The following is an 18,615-nucleotide window of genomic DNA, read 5'->3' as shown; positions in this document are numbered from 1 at the left end:
TTCCTGAACAGGAAAGCATCATGAACGAGATCATTACAGATGTTCTAGTTATCGGCGGAGGAATGGCTGCAGGCTGGGCTGCCATTTCCGCCGCCAAAACAGGCGCCCGTGTTGTCATCGCGGATAAGGGATTCATGGGAACCAGCGGCGTCACTGCTCCAGCTGGTCCAAACCATTGGTGGGTACCACCGGAACCGGGATTACGAAAGGCGGCAGTAGAACGCCGACTGGAGAGCGCTTTTGGACTAGCGGACCCGGTGTGGATGGAACGCATCATTGACATAACATGGCAGTCCATTCCTGAAATAGCTCCATGGTATCCTTTCTCAGGCGACGGCAAAGACGGCACATTTCGCTCGGGCCTGCGTGGTCCCGAATATCTTCGTGCCTTGCGGCAATACGCAACAAAACTCGGCGTTACCATTCTTGATCACCATCCTTCCTTGGAACTTCTGGCGCGGCAGGATGGCTCAATCGGGGGTGTATCAGGATATGACCGGCTGAATGACAAACCGTGGAGCGCACGGACCGGTGCAGTCATATTGGCGACAGGCGGCTGCGCCTTCCGGTCGGGCTTACTGGGGAGCCATAACAACACAGGTGACGGCTACCTTATGGGAGTGGAAGCTGGAGCAGAACTGTCCGGAATGGAATTCTGTGTTTCCTATTCCATCTCCCCGGCATGGTTAAGTACGCGCACCCTACCTTATACGGGAGCGCGATACTTCGACGCAGAAGGACAGCTCCTGTCCATACCCGGCTGGGATAAGCCTCGTGATTATCTCTGCAAATTGGCAGATGCTTTCCGGACTGGACCAGTTTATGCCGATCTTCACGAAGCTCCAACCGGGCTGCCTGCTGTTATCCGTGAGATCCAGCCTGCGACCTTTGCAGCCTTTGAACGGCGTGGTCTCGATATGTTTCAGGATCGGTTTGAAGTAAAACTCTTCGGAGAGGGTACAATCCGGGGAATTGGTGGTCTCCGGATTGTCGATGATGTCTGCGCCACGGCCGTACCTGGACTGTTCGCAGCGGGCGATGCCGCAACACGCGAACATATCGCCGGTGCTACGAGCGGCGGTGGCGCTCAGAACGCCGCATGGGCTCTATCTTCCGGTGTGCTTTCAGGCAGAGGAGCTGCGGACGAGGCAAAAAAACGTCGAAAGACACTGAAACGGGGCGAAAAACTGAAACCGCTTGGTGGGGCCGGATTGCGTCCGTCCGGCGCCGTAAAAGCTGTTGACAGAAAGGCTGCGATACAGACCGCACAAGATGAAACACTCGATCTGGACAAGGCTCTCTGGCGAAATGAAGCTAAACTGAAGTCTTCGGCCGCCCAGCTTGATGCAGCGTGGTCAGAAATACGGAATAATCTGCAAGGCAAATATCTGGATGCAGTTTCAGCAAGAGAAACAGCTGCCATGGTCGCGACTGCAAGATGGTGCAATGCCTCCGCACTGGTTCGAAAGGAGAGCCGTGGCATGCATGTAAGGGAAGATTATCCTCAGCAAGATCCCAATTACCAGAAGCGGATAATCACGGGAGGTCTGGACCAGATCACTCCGTATCTGGAAAAAGCTCGTGCGACAGAGGTTGTGTCATGATTACAGAAATTCTTCCTGACCGATGCAATAGCTGCAATGTGTGCGTCGTTGTCTGTCCTGATCATGTTCTCGACATGGCAAAAGACGGTCAACTCCCTGTTATCGCGCGCCCGGATCAGTGTCAGACCTGCTTTCTGTGCGAACTCTATTGTCCGGAAGACGCCATTTACGTTGCTGTCGATGTTCCCCGTTCAGAATTAAAAAACGATCCGCTGGGAAATATCCGCAGAGATTACGGCTGGGCTGCTCATGAAGAAGATCCCCTAAAAAACTTCTGGCAATTGGGAAGCCTCTTACGAGAAGGAGTGATGATTTCGTCTGCGCGCTATGCCCTCCAGCAATCCGAAGACAAAATATTAGAGAAGAAAACCTGAAACGAACCAAGTCGCTTTTTGAGAGAGGCCTTCAGCATGAAGAATTTTCTTTCCCGTCGCACCTTACTTGGTGCGTCTTTTCTCTCATTGCTGCCATTCCCACTGGAAGCAGCACCCAGTTTATCTGGTCCCGTCGATGGAAACAGCGGCTCCACACTGTTTATTGGTGACCAGAAGGGCGGCGTGCGCTCTCTTTTGAGAGCTGCCGGACAGCTTGAGCGGTTACCGTATCGTATACAATGGGCATCCTTCCCCGTAGGTGCACCCTTGATATCCGCGATCGCGTCCGGCTCACTTGATTTTGGCTATGTTGGAGATGCGACAGCGACTTTCACTTTTGCGGCAGGCAGTTCGCTCAAGGCAATTTCGGCATGGCATGTAGATGGAAAATCCAACGCATTACTGGTGCCCGGAAGTAGCAATGTCCGCACCCTGCGGGATCTGATTGGTCGTCGTGTTGCGTTTGTCAAAGGTTCACCCGGCCATCTTCTGGTTCTCACTGCTCTACAAAGAGAAGGTCTTGGTGCAGACCAGATTGTGCAAGTGCCCCTTGCCGCTGCGAATGCGAGAATGGCGCTTTCCAGCGGATCGATCGATGCATGGGCAATCTGGGATCCCTACGCTGCAACAGCTGAAATTGAAGATCACGCACGTATCCTGCTGACAGCCCACGGTCTGGTTGATGAAGTCGAGTGTGGTATCGCCAGCGAAGCCGCCATTACGCACAAAAGAGCTGAGCTGACGGATTTCATGTCACGCGTTGGAAAAGCCCTCGCGTGGAGTGTTACTCATCTGGAACAACGCGCTCTCGCCTTCTCCCGGGATACCGGCACATCCCTGGATATTGCTCGTGTGACATCATCACGTATGGTCATGACTGCGTTGCCCTCTGTCACGGATGAAGTGATTGCCATCCATCAGAAAGTCGCTGATCTCTATCACGCTGCGGGTGTCATTCCGTCGCAGCTTAATGTCGCCAATTTTTACGATCGATCTTTTTTAATTCCTGTTTGATTGCCCAACATACTCTTCAGTCTCTGTAATCGGCTAAACATCAAGTGTGTTACGATGTATGGAGCCCTGTAATGTCGAGAGCCAACCCGTGTTAGCGGGGATATTACAATTCAAATAGGAAAATAAGAATCATAAATCCCTGCCTTAGATAGGGTGAATTTTCGCAAAAGGCGCGAGATTATTCTGGTAAATTCTGCGCCATTTTTAGATGTTCCTCAAGGGCTGGTATGGTATCTCCCGCCCATTTCTTCAGTGCTTCATTTTCACCGCTCTTAGCATAACGTCGGAAAAGCGACAGGGCGTCCTCATGAGCGGAAATCTGATCCTTTCGATACTGCCTTACAAAGCTGTCTCCATGGAGACCATGCAATGTGTCTAACTTTCTTTTATGTGCGTCATCGACAGAAGACGGAGGTGTCGTTGCCATATTATTAGTGCTGAGAAGCTGTTTAAGTTCCGCTGAGGTTTTCTGATGGTCCGCTATCATTCTTGATGCAAATGTTTTAAGCGAAGGATTTGAAAGCGCCATCTGACTCGACTGGATCTCGAAAAGATCGCTCCACGCAACACTTTGAATGAAATCCTCAGTTTTCGGTGCAATCCCCATCATGGAATTCAGCCCTGTCTGCTCAGGTATAGACTGTGCCAGAGCAGGCGTTGAAAAACATAACGCAGCAGCGAGAAGATAGACTTTTTTCATTGCCGTTTCCTTTTTCAGAATAGAAGTCGGGTTTCGGGATACCCTGAGAAGCACGGACATCAGAATATCCTTATATTTTATTACAGGATTTTCAGTTACACAGATGCTGTCACGTTGAGGACAACGCATCAGTTTGCAAAAAGGTTACTCCGTAAAAGAGAGCAAAATGCCGAACGATACGGCTACATGAAAGTTTCACACCTCCGAGCCCATCTGTTCATATCGGAATGTTTTCTACACTCACGAAACTTTCTTCTCTGGCAGCCTTTGGGAACACATTCGCTAGGAGAAGATGTGATGTCCTCTGAAGAAAAATTCCCACCGCAAAGCCAGACTGTCCCCGGTGATACAGAAAAAATGATCCCCACACCGGACCATGGAGAAGAAAGCTATCGAGGATCAGGAAGACTTTCCGGAAAAACTGCTTTGATAACCGGCGCTGACTCCGGAATAGGGCGAGCCGTTGCGATTGCCTTTGCCCGGGAAGGTGCCGACATTGCAATCGCTTATTATACAGAAGACAAAGATGCTCAGACCACTGCTGACTGGGTGCAAAAAGCAGGTCGTCGAGTCATCCTGCTTCCTGGAGATATACAACTACGGTCACATTGCAATGAGATAATAAAACGTACACTCGACGAATTCGGTCAATTGGATATTCTTATCAATAATGCTGCACACCAGAAATCCGTGACGGATCTTTCCGAAATTGACGAAGAAGAACTAGACACAACATTTCGCACGAATGTTTACGGCATGTTCTTTCTATGTCAGGCGGCTTTGCCGCATCTGCGTAGCGGAGCTTCAATTATCAACACGAGTTCGATTAACGCCGTACAACCATCCCCTCACCTGCCCGCCTATGCTGCAACAAAGGCGGCCATTTCCAATTTCACATCATGTCTTGCGCAAATGCTTGGAGAACGGAATATCCGTGTTAATGCTGTCGCACCGGGACCTGTCTGGACTCCTCTTATTCCGTCCACAATGCCGAAAGAGGCTATTACTGAATTTGGTAAAAACACTCCTCTTGGCAGGGCTGCCCAACCGGCAGAACTGGCGGCTGCCTACGTAATGTTTGCTTCAGATGAAAGCAGTTACACGACTGGAGCCGTTCTGCCTGTAACCGGGGGCAGACCAATGCTCTAATTGCAGAGCGACACGAAAGGTGAAATATCTCGAAACCGTTTGTTTGCAGAACCGACAAAGGTTCTGCCTAATTATCCCCCATCAATCTTGGGATTATCTTTGGGTCTGGCGCAGACAAGCCGATAGGAGCACTTCGTTGCATGCACGGAGTGCCGCCGAACTTGTGGCGTCAATCGCAAGATCGGTCCCTGTATCCCCGTAATCTGCACGAAATCATCGCGAACAGATTGCTTATGGCTGCACCTTTTTCAAATAAGACAGAAATCAATGAAAGTAATTTCTGTGGATATCGCAACGGTAAAGGCGGCAGGCAAACTGCCAGAAAAGTCGCTGTTTTCGGTCTCTTGAAGCGGTGCAGTCGCGTTCAATCTGCCATGAACTCCGATACCAGATTAAATTTTTTACAGTTATTAAAATAAAGTTTACGACAAGCTCGATCTGTCCGAGTTCCACCAAGAGGCCTTGAGAACTTCTAGAACCAAGCCCAACATCATCTACGCTGATACAATGGAATACCGCGCACTTCCACCTCTTCCTTGCCGAGTACGAGTGGCGGTTCAACACCCACCCTCCCGCAAAACTCGTGAAAATACTCACCAGATCGACTAACCCGCGCCTTTAAACCCTTACCTGTGGCAGTCCTAATTAATAGATCTCAAGGCTTGCCTATCGACTGGACCTGAAAAGGCTCCATCGCTTGACATGTGAGGCGCATTGTCGCAACAGCCGACCTGTTGGTTCTACTCCGTAGATGTACTGTGGAGTGGCTAAGAGGGAATGTGACAGGGCCTGCCTGCAAAGGATGCCCAGGCACAGCCGCCCCCGCGACCGTTACCGGAAAGATCGCTCAACGCCACTGACCCATCGTCGGGAAGGCGGGTGATCGCTGGGGAAACCCAGAATCCGCGAGCCGGGAGACCTGCCAGCAAATGATACAACGGGCAGCCGGGGTGCGCTGCAACCGGCAGGCTTCTCCCTTTTGCCCGTTCGCGGTTGAGGTTTGGCCGCGGGAGCCCCCAGTTGCTGAATAGGGGTGGGGACATGAACGCGACATTCTTCGTCTGTACGACCTGCCGCGCCGGTAAACCGGTCGTGGAAGGGCAACGTCGCCCACCCCAGCTAATCATTGCCGAACAATATGTCCGAACCATCCATGCCACGTTGGCGGACTGTGTTGCGGTATTGGATCGCCTTTGCGCCACACCGACACCCGGGACTGGAGCAGCGGCATGAAGCATTACGGCTTTCATGACGTTGCTGGAATTACTGCCACATTTGACAATCTAGTCATCTTCATGCGCCTGACCCACGACATGCTGGCCCATCTATTCGGCATCTATTACGACGCTACGCTGCGCCATGCCGATCTGGGGGCGTTCATGGCACGCGAGCACTCAGCAGCCTTCACCACTCAGCACGATCGTTTCCACTTACACATCGCCGCCGTCCTCGAGGCATCATGAGCACACCTCTGGTCAAAGGTTGGTGTCCCGGTGCCTTGCGCCCAATGCTATCCGGTGACGGACTGCTGGTCCGTGTCCGCCCACCCATCGGACAACTGACCCAGGCGCAGGCCGACGGCCTCGCACGCCTGGCCGCGCAATATGGCAACGGGCAGATCGACCTGTCCGCACGGGCCAACATCCAGATTCGTGGCGTTACCGATCAGACCTATGCCCCGCTTGTCACGGGCCTCGCCTCGCTGGGCCTCATCGACGCGACGCCTGAAGCGGAAGCCAGACGCAATATCGTCGTGACGCCGTTCTGGCAGAGCAGCGACGGCACGGCGGAACTGGCCGAACGGCTGGGCAGCGCCTTGCGGGACGACCGGACGCTCGCCCTGCCCGGCAAATTCGGCTTTGCCATCGATACCGGTGCAACGCCCGTCCTGCGGGACGTCTCCGCCGATATCCGGATCGAACGCGACGCTACAGGAGCTTTGCTTTGCCGGGCGGATAGCGCTGCCAGTGGCGCACGGGTCACGTCGGACACAGCCGTCGACACTGCGCTGAGTCTGGCCCGCTGGTTCATCTCCAGCGGTGGTCGGAAACGGATGGCGGTGCATCTGGCTGACGGTGCAACGCTGCCCTCCGCCTTTACCGCAATCGAAGCCGCGCCGATGACCGACATGTCGCCTCCTGTGCCCGGTCAATCGACCGCCGGATTCATGATCGGCTTCGCCTTCGGGCAGTTGCAAGCGCGCACCCTGTCCGCCCTTGCCGACATCGCCCCTTTGCGCGTCACGCCATGGCGTATGCTGGTGCTCGAAGGGCAGACCGGCGCACCAGATATCAAGGGGATCATCACGCACGCGGACGATCCGATGCTGCGGGTCATCGCCTGCCCCGGGCTACCCGGCTGCACCCAGGCCCTGCAACCCACGCGACCGCTGGCGCGAGCTCTCGCGCCGCACGTCCCTGTCGACAAGATGCTGCATGTGTCCGGCTGTGCGAAAGGGTGCGCACAGCCCGGGCCGACATCGCTGACACTCGTGGCTCAAGCCCATGGCTTTGGCCTTGTCAGAGACGGCAACGCCGCCTTCCCTCCCCCACACCCTCCTCTTCTCACGGTCGAACAGTTGCTGGCCAATCCCGGAACGCTGATGGAAAATCCAAATGCCTTACCAGTATGAAACCAACGGCGCTGCCATCTACCGACAGTCCTTCGCCATCATCCGGGCGGAGGCCGATTTGGCCCGCTTCACTCCGGAAGAAGAGATCATCGCCGTACGGATGATCCATGCGGCTGGCATGGTCGGTCTGGAAAAACACATCGCTTTCTCGCCCAACATGGCGATCGCAGCACGCGCGGCGCTGGAGGCGGGAGCACCGATCCTGTGCGACGCACGCATGGTCAGTGAGGGGATTACCCGCGCACGCCTGCCCGCCGACAATGACGTGATCTGCACGCTGAACGACCCGCGCGTGGCCGATATGGCCCGCGAAGCCGGCAACACCCGATCGGCCATGGCGCTCGAACTGTGGCGTCCTTACCTAGCGGGGGCTGTGGTGGCTATCGGCAACGCGCCCACCGCCCTGTTCCACCTGCTCAACATGCTGGAAGACGCCACCTGTCCCCGGCCAGCGGCGATCATCGGCTGCCCGGTCGGGTTTGTCGGCGCTGCGGAATCAAAGGACGCGTTGATGGAGGCGCTGCCTGCTCCTTCATTGACGGTCAGGGGACGGCTGGGCGGCTCGGCGATTACAGTCTCAGCGGTAAACGCCCTCGCCAGTCGGACAGAATAGAATCATGTCCGGCAAGATCATCTGCACCGGCCTTGGCCCCGGCGACCCGGACCTGATCAGCGTGCGCGCCGACCGGATCATCCGCACTGCCCGCCATGTGGCCTATTTCCGCAAGGCCGGACGCGCAGGTCAGGCGCGCCGGATTGTCGAGGGAATGCTGGCACCCGACACTCTCGAATATCCGATGGAATATCCCGTCACCACCGAACTGCCGGTGAACAGTCCCGCCTATCGCAGCGCGCTGGCCAGCTTTTACGATGACTGGGCGGGCCGCCTGACCGATCTGGCGCAAACGCAGGAAGTGGTGGTGCTGTGTGAGGGCGATCCGTTCTTCTACGGCTCCTTCATGCATCTGCACTCACGGCTTCAGGGCCACGTCGAGATGGAGGTCGTTCCCGGCATCACCGGCATGACCGGTTGCTGGAACGCCACAGACATTCCGATCACATGGGGCGACGATGTGCTCACCGTGCTGACCGGCACGATGCCGGAGACCGACCTGACACAACATATGCGGGCCGCAGATGCGCTGGTGGTGATGAAGACCGGCCGGAACCTGCCCAAGGTGCGCCGCGCTCTGGCTGCCTCCGGTCGGCTTGAGGATGCATGGCTGGTGGAGCATGGCACCATGCCCGGCCAACGGGTGATCCGTCTTGCCGACGCCAGCGACGATGACTGCCCGTATTTCGCGATTGTGCTGGTGCATGGGCAGGGTCGTCGACCCGAAACCGAGCATGGAGGGGAGCCATGACCGTCACGCCACTGGTCATTGCCGGCCTTGGTCCCGGTGACGAGGCACTGATTACGCCAGAAGTGACAGCCGCCTTGGCCGATGCGACTGATGTGATCGGCTACATCCCCTATGTGGCACGCATCCCTGCACGCGAGGGGCTGACGCTGCACGCCACGGACAATCGTGTGGAACTGGAACGGGCCACCCATGCGCTGGAACTGGCGGCGGCCGGGCGCAGGGTCGTCGTCGTCTCGTCCGGTGATCCCGGCGTCTTCGCCATGGCCTCGGCGGTGTTCGAAGCGGTGGAACAGTCCCCTCGCTTTGCCCATGTTGAAATCCGCGTTCTGCCCGGTATCACCGCCATGCTGGCCGCCGCCGCACGGGTCGGCGCACCGCTGGGCCATGATTTCTGCACGATCAACCTGTCAGACAATCTCAAGCCATGGGAACTCGTCGAGCGGCGGCTGCGCCTTGCGGCACAGGCGGGTTTCGCCATGGCCTTCTACAATCCGCGCTCGGCCAGCCGCCCGCATCAACTGGCCCGTGCGTTGGACATACTGCGTGAGGAATGTGGACCGGACCGGTTGATCATCTTCGCCCGCGCCGTCACGACACCTGATGAACGGATCAGCGTGGTGACACTGGCCGAAGCGCGTGCCGAGATGGCCGACATGCGGACAGTGGTGCTGGTCGGCAACGAAGCAACGCGACGTGTCGGCCGGTATGTCTACACGCCAAGGCGCGCGGGATGACCGAGCCACGTCATCACCGCGTCGACGGAGCTCGCAACAGGGCGCGACGGCACGGCAGGCCGATCGATCAGGATCACCGGCACACCCCGCGCCCGCGCGGCATCCAGCTTCGCCCGCGCGCCCACGCCACCGGCGTTCTTCGCCACGACATGGGTAATGCCGTGCGCCTGCATCAAGGCGAGATCCCCTGCCAAGGTAAACGGTCCCTTTGCGATGACCACCGTTGCCTTGGGCAAGGGCAGAACGGCATCGGGCGGATCGACCAGCCGCAACAGGTAGTCGTGCTGTGGGCGCATCGTGAAGGCGTCGATCGACTGTCGACCGATCGCCAGAAAGATCCTTGCTGGCTCATCGGGCAGCGCAGCGACAGCGCCCGTGATGTCGGCAACCGCACGCCAGTCGTCGCCTTCCGCCGCCGTCCAGGGTGCGCGTTCGAACGCCAGCAGCGGAATGCCGATAGCCGCACAGGCCTCTACCGCATTTCGACTCATCCGGGCGGCAAAGGGGTGGGTGGCATCAATGACATGAGTGATTGCTGCCTCGCGAAGATAGGCGATCAGCCCCTCCACTCCGCCGAACCCACCGATCCGGACTGGCAGGGGCTGTGGGGCGGGCGACGCAGTGCGACCGGCATAGGAAAAGATGGCGTCGACGCCTGCTTCGGCCAGACCATGCGCCATCTGGCTGGCTTCGGTGGTGCCACCCAGCAGAAGGACACGCGTCATGGTTGAACCCTGGCTTGCGATCATCGGCATCGGTGAAGACGGTATGGCAGGTTTGTCGGCGTCATGCCAAGCCGAGCTGGCCCGTGCCGAGGTGATTTTCGGCGGGCCGCGCCATCTTGCACTGGTGGAAGCGGACGACCGGGGCCGCGCATGGCCGGTGCCCTTCTCGGTCGATCCAGTATTGACCGAGCGTGGGCGCAGGGTGGTGGTGCTGGCGTCAGGCGATCCATTCTGGTTCGGCGTGGGGGCCAGCCTTGCCGACCGCCTCGATCCCGGCGAGTGGGTGTCCTACCCCGCGCCATCGACCTTTTCTCTGGCGGCGAACCGGCTTGGCTGGCGGCTTGAACAGGTCTTCTGTCTGGGGCTGCATGCAGCGCCGCTCGAGCGGCTGAGACCTGTGTTGCAGACCAACGGACGGGCGATTTGTCTGCTGCGCGATGGGCCCGCTGCCGGAAATCTGGCGCAGTGGTTGGTCGGCCGGGAATACGGCACTTCCACGCTCCATGTCATGGAGGCGCTGGGAGGACCACGCGAGCGTATCCGCACTGTCCTTGCGGAAGATTTCACGCTTACGGACGTAAAGGCACCGGTAGCCGTTGCCATCGCCATGTCGGGTCCGCCCGGGCTGAGCCGGGCGTCGGGCCTGCCGGACAACACCTTCCTGCATGACGGGCAGATCACCAAGCGCCCGATCCGCGCCCTCACGCTCTCGGCCCTCGCACCGCGCCCTGATGAACTTCTGTGGGATATCGGTGCCGGATCGGGATCGATTTCGGTGGAATGGTGTCTGGCGGGTGGACAGGCGATCTCGGTCGAACGCCGCGCTGACCGCGCTGAGAATATCCGTGCTAATGCAAAGGCTCAGGGTGTGGACCATCTTCTGCGTGTTGTGGACGGCGCAGCCCCGGACGCACTGGAAGGCCTGCCCGACCCGGATGCCGTTTTCATCGGTGGTGGCGGTCATGCTGACCTGCTGGATCATTTATGGACCGTGCTGCGGTGCGGAACGCGGATCGTCGCAAACGGTGTCACGCTGGAAACCGAAGCCTTGCTGACCCTGTGGCATGGACAGAAGGGGGGCGAGTTGCTGCGTGTCGAACTGGCGAAAGCCGCCTCGCTGGGGTCGATGCGTGGATGGAGCCCGGCGCGTCCTGTCGTGCAGTGGAGCGTGACACGATGAGGGTCGCAGGCTTCGGCTTCCGGCAGGCCGCCAGCCTCGCATCGCTGCGGGATGCTCTGGCAGCGGCGGGTGGCGCCAAAGGTATCGACGCTCTGGCCACGGTCGCGCAAAAGGCCGCCTCACCGGCTCTACTGGCGCTGGCGAAGGAAATGGGGTTACCCATCCACGCGCTGGAGGCTGAAACGCTGGCGCATATCAGCACACCCACCCGTTCCAATCGTGCCATGACCCGCTACGGCACCGGCAGTGTCGCTGAATCGTCCGCACTGGCCGCTGCCGGAACAGGCGCTTACCTGCTCAACCCGCGCGCGACTTCTACCGACGGGATGGCCATGGCCGCGATCGCAGAAAGGAACACTCCATGACGGTTCATTTCATTGGAGCCGGACCCGGCGCACCTGATCTCATTACCTTGCGCGGACGAGACCTGATCGCGGCCAGTCCCGTCTGCCTTTACGCCGGATCGCTGGTTCCGGCGGCGCTGCTCGACCATTGCCCGCCCGGCGTGCGCATCGTGAATACTGCGCCACTGTCGCTGGACGCGATCATCGCCGAAATCGTAGCGGCGCATGAAGCGGGCCATGACGTCGCCCGGCTGCATTCCGGCGACCTGTCGGTGTGGTCCGCCATGGGTGAGCAACTGCGCCGTCTGCGCGAACTGGGCATTCCTTATGACGTCACGCCCGGCGTGCCGTCCTTCGCCGCCGCCGCCGCCGCACTGGGTGCAGAGCTTACTCTGCCGGGTATCGCCCAGTCGGTCGTGCTGACACGCACCTCCGGCCGGGCCACCGCCATGCCGCCAGGGGAGAATCTTGTCGCTTTCGCCGCTACAGGCGCGACACTGGCGATCCATCTGTCCATTCATGTGCTGGACCGCGTTCTGGCCGAACTCATCCCGCATTATGGGGCCGACTGCCCCGTCGCCATCGTGTGGCGCGCAAGCTGGCCGGATGAACGCATCGTCCGGGCCACGCTGGCGACGCTGGAGTCCGCACTGGCCAGCGAGTTGGAACGCACGGCGCTGATCCTTGTCGGTCCTGCGATTGGGGCGACGGAGTTCGGCGAAAGTCGACTCTATGCCGGCGATTATGACCGTCGCTTCCGCCCTGTCGGCACCGCGCCCCGCTTCTCGGAACCCGAGACAGAATGACCTGCCTCGGGTGGTCACATCGGGCGCATTGGCAACCAATCTGAGGGAGAGCGTTTCATGATCGATCTGGTGCTTGTCGGCATCGGCACGGGAAATCCCGAACATCTGACCCTCCAGGCCGTGCGTGAACTCAATGCCGCCGACCTAATCCTCATACCGCGCAAGGGTGAAGACAAGGCCGATCTTGCCGAACTACGCCGGACCATCTGCGCGGAGGTGCTGACCAACCCTGCTGTTCGTATCGTCGAATTTGACATGCCCCGTCGCGACGTCGCTGCCCCCGACTACCGCAGAGGCGTCGCGCACTGGCACCAGGCAATCGCCCATGCGTGGAACGAAGCAATCCATGCCAACCTGCCCCAGGGCGGCACGGTCGCGCTCCTCGTCTGGGGCGACCCTGCCCTGTATGACAGCACCCTGCGGATTGCCGCTCAGCTAAATCCGGCCCCCATGACGATCCGCAGTATTCCCGGCATTATGTCGCTGAACATGCTGGCCGCCGCCCACGCCATCCCGCTCAACGACATCGGCGCTCCATTTCTGGTCACCACCGGACGCCAGTTGCGCGACCATGGCTGGCCGCCGGGCACGGATACCGTCGTGGTCATGCTGGATGGTGACTGCTCATTCCAGTACATCCCCGCCGATGCCATCAGCATCTACTGGGGTGCCTATGTCGGTATGGCCGAGCAGATTCTGTTATCCGGCCCGCTCGCCCAAATCGGACCGCGCATTATCGCAACCCGGGCCGAGGCCCGCGCCCGCCACGGCTGGATCATGGACATCTATCTGCTGCGGAGGCACACAGACAGCGTAAAGATGGACCGATGATGACAAGGTAAAACCCCGCCTAGACCATAGGTGGGTTCCGAGTAGGATTGGGTATGTGATCAGCAAAGGTCTTCGGTGAAAAGATGTTCCGAACGTCTTCAACCCGATATTGCGGCGCCTCACCTCAAGACACACAGAATGGCAACGTATCTTCTTAAAAGTAGCCCATTGGTTTCTTCCAAAAACGAACTGAACATCAAAACATAATTCTACACCCGCACTGGTCAAACCATAGCCAAAGGGTCCCCTATTTGGTTTTTCGATAACGATAAACAATCACAGCGCCTGACCATGACACAGCAAACATGCCGACAAAGATAAAACCAAGTGTATTGAAGCTTTCTCCCAACGACGAAACAAGATTCCAGAGTTTCCCCTGCGCATTGAACTGATCGGCAATAAGATTGAGTGTTTCGATGCTGCCTATGACGAGTGCGACAAGCACGGAAACCAGAGTGATGACGATATTGTAACGAAGTTTACGAAGGGGATCGACAAAGGCCCATTGGTAGGCGCCTGTCATCAGCACACCATCCGCCGTATCAATAAGGGACATGCCTGCGGCAAAAAGTGCTGGAAAAATCATGATGGATGCAATGGCGATGCCACGGCTGGCCTCGGATGCCGACAGACCGAGCAGGGAGACTTCCGTTGCCGTATCGAACCCCAGCCCAAAAAGAAAACCGAGGAAAAACATGTGCCAGCTTTTGGAAACCAGCTGGAATAACGGCCTGAGAAAGCGGGCGAGCACGCCTTTCTGAGGCAGAATCTTCTCGATCGTTTCAGGCTTTTCTTCCCCATGCTTTTTGACATTTCGGTAGGTCTGCCAGGTCGAATACAAAACCAGAAGATTGATCAGGGCGAGAATGAACAGAAAGCCTGCCGAGATGACTGTGCTGATCACGCCTCCTATATTCCGCCAGATTTCCAGATGATCCTGCAAAGTGTGAGAAAGCACGATCGTGCCGAATGTGGCGATCACGACAAGCGTTGAATGTCCGATCGCAAACCACAGGCCAAGTGTCAGCGGACGTTTGCCCATCTGGATGAACTGACGTGTCACGTTATCAATGGCGGCAATATGGTCCGCATCCACGGCATGCCGCAAGCCAAACCCGTAAGCAATTAGGGCATTACCCAGAAGAACTGGTGAGTGCCTGAAAAGCACAAGTGACCACACCCAGATTCCCAGATTGGTAAGAACCAGACAGGTTCCCAGCATGATGATCCGCAGGCGGAGCGCGGGCTTGTGCCCTTGCGCGAGATCAGAAACCATACTGCACCGCAAAGCGCGCCGAGATCGGCTCAATGGGATGGTCGGTCGCTCCAGACTGCACTGCTGAGGTCGGTGTCAGGCGGTAATCGTAGGCGTATTGCGCGGCGTAGGCATGCGCATTGAAGGCATTGAAGACGCTGGCTTCCAGTTTGAGAGTCTTCGTGAAGCGGTAACCGATGTTCAGATTGACCTCCTGATAGCCCTTTGATCGTAAACTGTTGTCTTCAACCAGCGGATAGCCGCCAAGCCAGCGGACCTGCAGGCCGCCATACCATGGCCCACGATCAGCAATGATACCGAAAGACCAGACAAAGCTGGGCGCGTTTGTCACATAGTGTCCATCAATGCCGTAACTGGCCAGGTTTTTTGCTTGATATCGCGCCTTCGCAAAAGACAGGTCGGTATTGAATTCAAGCCAGGTAAACGGATTGTACTGCGCGGAAAGTTCAACACCCTGTCTGCGGCTGGCAGGACCGGGTGACGTGACGCCAGCGTCTCCGTCGTAACTGAGTTCGGAATCAAAATCGATGATGAAGGCCGCCGCCTGCACATTCAGGTGTCGAAGTGGAGTAGCTCTTACGCCGGCTTCTCCGCTGACAGCGGATGTCATGAGAGGCACTTTGACCGATCCCTTGGCAAATTCATCCGAAGCGTAAGAACCGGATACTGACCGGAAGTCGTTGGAATGGAAACCTCGTCCGCCACTCAGGTAAAGTTCGGTTTTCTTCCAAGGCCCAAAGACCAGACTTCCCTTGGGTTGAAAGAGCCACTGATGTTTGCGCGTCAGACTGTCATCTACCAGATTGCTGTCCGTGCCCCCTTGATAGTCCTCGCGCAGACCAACAATCATTCGAAACCACGGTAGCCAATGCGTTGTGTTCTGAACGAACATTCCGGCCGAGCCAAGATTGATGTTGTCCGCATTGCAGAGGTAGGGAACCGTTGCTCCCAGACTGGATGGACAGGCTGCCAGTGTCACGCGTTGTCGTGTGTGCCGCCGATCGACATACAGGAAATCATACCGCCCCTGCACACCAACCTGCGTGTCTGTCTCCACCCGTCCGACATGATCCTGCCGTGAATAAGTGCTGCTGCCCCCAACAGTCGTGCGGGTTTCATCCTGCTGCTGCTGATCGCCGTTGACCGGATCATCCAGATAATGCGTGAAATCATTCCACAATGTCAGCCGATCGTGCGCGGCAAAGGCACTCGTCACCCATTTCCAGTTGTCGTCGGCAAGATGATAGTGTCCAGACAGGCTGTACCTCTCTGAAAACCCTCCATCCGTCGGGTCGAGCGAACCGTATCGACCGATCAGTCCTTCGCTGTAGGCGGTCAGAGGCTGATCGTTCGTGGCGCGCCACTGCCCGCGATAGAACATCCCGGTGAGATCAAAGCCGTTCGTTACATCGCCATGCGTATAACGGGTAATCGCCTTGATACTTCTGGCATTGTCAGGATATTTCCACGGACCATCCGTATGGGAAAGACTGAAAGCATTGACCCAGCGATCACCATTCGCGAGATGCACCGTCCCACCAAGATAGGCGCGATAATCTCCCAGCGTCCCGGCGCTCAGGGAGATCTGTCGGGGCACATCATCCGCGAGTTTCATGTGATCCGAACCGGCGACGCCGAAATCCCCGATATCGGCGTGAAACGGTCCCTTGGTGTAATCCACGCCTGACAGCAGCTCGGGAATCAGGAAATTGAGGTCCGTATAACCCTGACCATGCGCGTTGCTGACGCCATTTATCGGCATGTCATCCACGAAAGTGGCGAGATCGGTGCCGTGATCCAGATTGAACCCGCGCAGAAGAAACTGGTTGGCTTTCCCCTCGCCAGAGTGAGACGTGACGACCAGACCGGGCACAGCTTCCAGAATCTGACCGACACGATAAGCCGGACGAAGCTGAATTTCCCGGGCCGTAATGGAGCCTTCGCTTGCTGTCGCGGCCCGTCCCAGCAGGTTGCGGCGGGAAGCCGTGACATTGATCTGTTCGGCTGCGGGCTTGAGAGTTTTGGGACGCACGTTTTTCGCTGTGGTTGTTTTCTGGCCGCTGCTCGGCGGAGAGGGCCTCTCCGACGCAGCGATGGCGTCATCTGACAGGAAAAGCAGACCGCTGAACAGAAACGAAAAACAGAAAGGAAAAACCGGATAGCACTGGTGCAGAGTCAATCGCGGATAACGAACGTTACCGCAGCGTTCGGTCTGCCTGTCCGGAAACTGTAAAGTCATCTGAACCCCGTTCAGTATGACAGGAACAGGGCAGACATATGCGCATCAGGTTTACAGTGAGAAAACCGTGACGCGAAGCACAGCCGCCCCGGGCACCCCGCCGGTGGTTGAGAACATGCACGGCAGGTCTCCTGGCTCATGGGTCATCGTGGCCAATCAGTCTTCCCGGAAACGAACTGTCTCCAGTGACATGCGGGCGATTGGCAACTCGCCACTTACAGTTGCGGGGGCAGCGTCGGTCTTGCACCGGACTTCCCTCTTAGCTTCATTCTGCCGAAACAGGACGAAGAACCATGCAGGGCACACCAGAACTGCAATTATGCAAGACTGTCAATGCATCAAAAACACCGAGATGGCTCCACTGAATAAAGCCTTGCATAAAGTCTTATGTGGATCATAGGCTTTCGGAGCATCTTTCCACTGAAGTCCGTTACGGATCACATACACAATCCTGCTCAGAGCATGACGGTCATCCACACGTGGAACACCGCTCAGAGTAGTCCGCATCGGCCCCACAGATCCGTGCCGCATGATCTTCGTCCGGCAGCAGAAGACAAAGACGGAACTGCTTATTCCCATCCATCCCGCGCTTCAGAAAGAGATTGATGCATGGGCAGACAGCACGTCCACATTTCCCGTGGGCGCGAAAGGGCAGCCACTCTCTGCCAATGGCTTCTACAATGTGTTCAAGGATTGGTGCCGAGAAGCGGGCTTGCCGGATCAGTGTTCACTACACGAGCTGCGGAAAGCGGTAGCGCGACGACTAGCTAAGGCAGGTTGTTTCCTGCACGAAATCGCAGCCATTACCGGTCACAAAACACTGTCGGAAGTCAGCCGCTACACGCGCGCCGCGTCTCAGCAAAAGATGGCTGAAAAAGAAGTGAAGAAATTGCGCTGATTGTCTAAGGCGCAACATGAATTGTCTAAGGGTGACAATTATCGGCGGATTTCTACGGATTGCTCCACTCTATGGCGGAAGGGGTGTCAGTGAGAAAGCACGAGGAGCCTTTTGTTCTTATTATGTTCACACAATGAAACGGACTGATATTTACTCACATTCTTGCCCGCAAAATTATTCTCTCAGCCCCCCGCACACGCGCCATCTCGCCCGGCTAACGTCTCACACGGGCCGGAAATACGTCACCCGCACCACGCGCCCCTCACGAAGCGTCACTGCAGTAAGACATGTGTCGTGGCCGCCACGCACGAGAACGGTGTCTTGAGGTCAAGCGGCCCCTATGCCGCCTGATCCTCTCGATACGTCAGAACCTCCTGCCCGTCGCGATTCTCCTGCATGTCCGGTCCGGCACGTCAGCCCAGGCCAGGAGATCGGCGCAGGGAAGCACGGGCGCTGCCTTATGCGAAAACAAGGAAGTCGTCGGGTGCACACGGCGCAGGCTGCTAGATCGACCTCGCCTATCGGGGTACGAAGGGTGGCGAGGTAGGTACACGACGCAGACAGATGATCTGCGAGGTGCCTACCGCAGAGGGGGGGAGCCCCTCACCTTCTGCTACTTTGAAAAGTAAGGCTATAGACCAGTTTTAGCCAGAGCGATGCCTCACTTTCCGCGATCACATGAAAGCAAGAGGCAGCACGACGCCACTCAAATTAATAAAAAAATATTATATTTTTCCTATTGCTA

The 18,615-nt window shown here is 57.4% G+C and carries 19 protein-coding genes, 1 pseudogene and 2 riboswitches; of the genes and pseudogenes, 15 read left to right on the top strand and 5 right to left on the bottom strand.

All coding sequences use genetic code 11. The features are described from left to right. Positions 1-20 precede the first annotated feature (20 nt). The 3 genes from ABF824_RS08850 to ABF824_RS08840 are packed head-to-tail and all read left to right on the top strand — an operon-like array spanning position 21 to position 2,992. Complete coding sequence (locus ABF824_RS08850) at positions 21-1,604, top strand: FAD-binding protein (protein ID WP_415488148.1); 1,584 nt, start codon at positions 21-23, stop codon at positions 1,602-1,604. Further along, complete coding sequence (locus tag ABF824_RS08845; protein WP_415488146.1) at positions 1,601-1,978, top strand: ferredoxin family protein; 378 nt, start codon at positions 1,601-1,603, stop codon at positions 1,976-1,978. Before ABF824_RS08850 ends, ABF824_RS08845 begins: the two co-directional genes overlap by 4 nt. Before the next feature lie 36 nt (positions 1,979-2,014). Then, positions 2,015-2,992, top strand: coding sequence for an aliphatic sulfonate ABC transporter substrate-binding protein (locus tag ABF824_RS08840; RefSeq protein ID WP_415488144.1), 978 nt, complete (start codon positions 2,015-2,017; stop codon positions 2,990-2,992). A gap of 178 nt (positions 2,993-3,170) precedes the next feature. Here the strand turns inward: ABF824_RS08840 and ABF824_RS08835 are convergent, their stop codons facing one another. Next, a complete protein-coding gene (locus ABF824_RS08835) occupies positions 3,171-3,692 on the bottom strand; it encodes a DUF4142 domain-containing protein (RefSeq protein ID WP_415488168.1) in 522 nt (173 codons plus the stop codon). A gap of 294 nt (positions 3,693-3,986) precedes the next feature. Here ABF824_RS08835 and ABF824_RS08830 point away from each other — a divergent pair, with 294 nt between their 5' ends. The 7 genes from ABF824_RS08830 (at position 3,987) to cobJ (ending at position 9,571) form a co-directional block, all read left to right on the top strand. After that, the gene (locus tag ABF824_RS08830; protein ID WP_415488142.1) at positions 3,987-4,841 is read left to right on the top strand and encodes a glucose 1-dehydrogenase; all 855 of its coding nucleotides are present in this window, start codon (positions 3,987-3,989) and stop codon (positions 4,839-4,841) included. Positions 4,842-5,559: 718 nt separating this feature from the next. Next, positions 5,560-5,783, top strand: a riboswitch (cobalamin riboswitch). 99 nt (positions 5,784-5,882) lie between these two features. Next, complete coding sequence (locus ABF824_RS08825) at positions 5,883-6,074, top strand: hypothetical protein (protein ID WP_415488140.1); 192 nt, start codon at positions 5,883-5,885, stop codon at positions 6,072-6,074. Further along, on the top strand, positions 6,071-6,304 hold the full coding sequence (locus ABF824_RS08820) for a hypothetical protein (protein ID WP_415488138.1): 234 nt from the start codon (positions 6,071-6,073) through the stop codon (positions 6,302-6,304). Before ABF824_RS08825 ends, ABF824_RS08820 begins: the two co-directional genes overlap by 4 nt. After that, the gene (cobG, locus tag ABF824_RS08815; protein WP_415488136.1) at positions 6,301-7,473 is read left to right on the top strand and encodes a precorrin-3B synthase; all 1,173 of its coding nucleotides are present in this window, start codon (positions 6,301-6,303) and stop codon (positions 7,471-7,473) included. Before ABF824_RS08820 ends, cobG begins: the two co-directional genes overlap by 4 nt. Continuing rightward, positions 7,457-8,086 (top strand): precorrin-8X methylmutase, encoded by a 630-nt coding sequence (locus ABF824_RS08810; RefSeq protein WP_415488134.1) that lies wholly within the window; start codon positions 7,457-7,459, stop codon positions 8,084-8,086. Before cobG ends, ABF824_RS08810 begins: the two co-directional genes overlap by 17 nt. A gap of 4 nt (positions 8,087-8,090) precedes the next feature. Beyond that, positions 8,091-8,837 carry a precorrin-2 C(20)-methyltransferase gene (locus tag ABF824_RS08805; protein WP_415488132.1) on the top strand — a complete coding sequence of 249 codons (747 nt, stop codon included), beginning with the start codon at positions 8,091-8,093 and terminating at the stop codon, positions 8,835-8,837. Further along, on the top strand, positions 8,834-9,571 hold the full coding sequence (cobJ, locus tag ABF824_RS08800) for a precorrin-3B C(17)-methyltransferase (protein ID WP_415488130.1): 738 nt from the start codon (positions 8,834-8,836) through the stop codon (positions 9,569-9,571). The genes ABF824_RS08805 and cobJ overlap by 4 nt, the downstream gene beginning before the upstream one ends. On the opposite strand, the gene ABF824_RS08795 is transcribed toward cobJ, so the two are convergent. Then, positions 9,547-10,296: a cobalt-precorrin-6A reductase gene (locus tag ABF824_RS08795; RefSeq protein ID WP_415488128.1), complete on the bottom strand. Its 750-nt coding sequence runs from the start codon at positions 10,294-10,296 to the stop codon at positions 9,547-9,549. The two genes, cobJ and ABF824_RS08795, sit on opposite strands and share 25 nt — an antisense overlap. Here ABF824_RS08795 and cbiE point away from each other — a divergent pair. From cbiE to cobF, 4 genes are read left to right on the top strand one after another with little or no spacing between them, the layout of a single operon-like run. Further along, a complete protein-coding gene (gene cbiE / locus ABF824_RS08790) occupies positions 10,295-11,476 on the top strand; it encodes a precorrin-6y C5,15-methyltransferase (decarboxylating) subunit CbiE (protein ID WP_415488126.1) in 1,182 nt (393 codons plus the stop codon). The two genes, ABF824_RS08795 and cbiE, sit on opposite strands and share 2 nt — an antisense overlap. Next, the gene (locus tag ABF824_RS08785; RefSeq protein ID WP_415488124.1) at positions 11,473-11,841 is read left to right on the top strand and encodes a cobalamin biosynthesis protein; all 369 of its coding nucleotides are present in this window, start codon (positions 11,473-11,475) and stop codon (positions 11,839-11,841) included. The genes cbiE and ABF824_RS08785 overlap by 4 nt, the downstream gene beginning before the upstream one ends. Continuing rightward, positions 11,838-12,626 (top strand): precorrin-4 C(11)-methyltransferase, encoded by a 789-nt coding sequence (gene cobM / locus ABF824_RS08780; protein WP_415488122.1) that lies wholly within the window; start codon positions 11,838-11,840, stop codon positions 12,624-12,626. Before ABF824_RS08785 ends, cobM begins: the two co-directional genes overlap by 4 nt. A gap of 57 nt (positions 12,627-12,683) precedes the next feature. Continuing rightward, a complete protein-coding gene (gene cobF, locus ABF824_RS08775; RefSeq protein ID WP_415488120.1) occupies positions 12,684-13,457 on the top strand; it encodes a precorrin-6A synthase (deacetylating) in 774 nt (257 codons plus the stop codon). A gap of 247 nt (positions 13,458-13,704) precedes the next feature. Here cobF and ABF824_RS08770 read toward each other — a convergent pair whose 3' ends face one another. From ABF824_RS08770 to ABF824_RS08760, 3 genes and pseudogenes are all read right to left on the bottom strand, one after another. Next, complete coding sequence (locus ABF824_RS08770) at positions 13,705-14,733, bottom strand: HoxN/HupN/NixA family nickel/cobalt transporter (protein WP_415488118.1); 1,029 nt, start codon at positions 14,731-14,733, stop codon at positions 13,705-13,707. Continuing rightward, the gene (locus ABF824_RS08765; protein ID WP_415488116.1) at positions 14,723-16,765 is read right to left on the bottom strand and encodes a TonB-dependent receptor; all 2,043 of its coding nucleotides are present in this window, start codon (positions 16,763-16,765) and stop codon (positions 14,723-14,725) included. The genes ABF824_RS08770 and ABF824_RS08765 overlap by 11 nt, the downstream gene beginning before the upstream one ends. 310 nt (positions 16,766-17,075) lie before the next feature. Continuing rightward, positions 17,076-17,283: riboswitch (cobalamin riboswitch) on the bottom strand. 29 nt (positions 17,284-17,312) lie between these two features. After that, positions 17,313-17,461 (bottom strand): annotated as a pseudogene (locus tag ABF824_RS08760) (transposase); the annotation flags it as partial. Between the two features lie 40 nt (positions 17,462-17,501). On the opposite strand from ABF824_RS08760, the gene ABF824_RS08755 reads away from it, so the two are divergent. Then, positions 17,502-17,870: a tyrosine-type recombinase/integrase gene (locus ABF824_RS08755; protein ID WP_415488114.1), complete on the top strand. Its 369-nt coding sequence runs from the start codon at positions 17,502-17,504 to the stop codon at positions 17,868-17,870. Positions 17,871-18,615 lie beyond the last annotated feature (745 nt).

It is taken from the genome of Acetobacter sp., from assembly GCF_047721705.1.
Taxonomy (GTDB): domain Bacteria; phylum Pseudomonadota; class Alphaproteobacteria; order Acetobacterales; family Acetobacteraceae; genus Acetobacter.
Note: the sequence above shows the minus strand (reverse complement) of the source record. Positions and strands in the feature narration are given on the sequence as shown.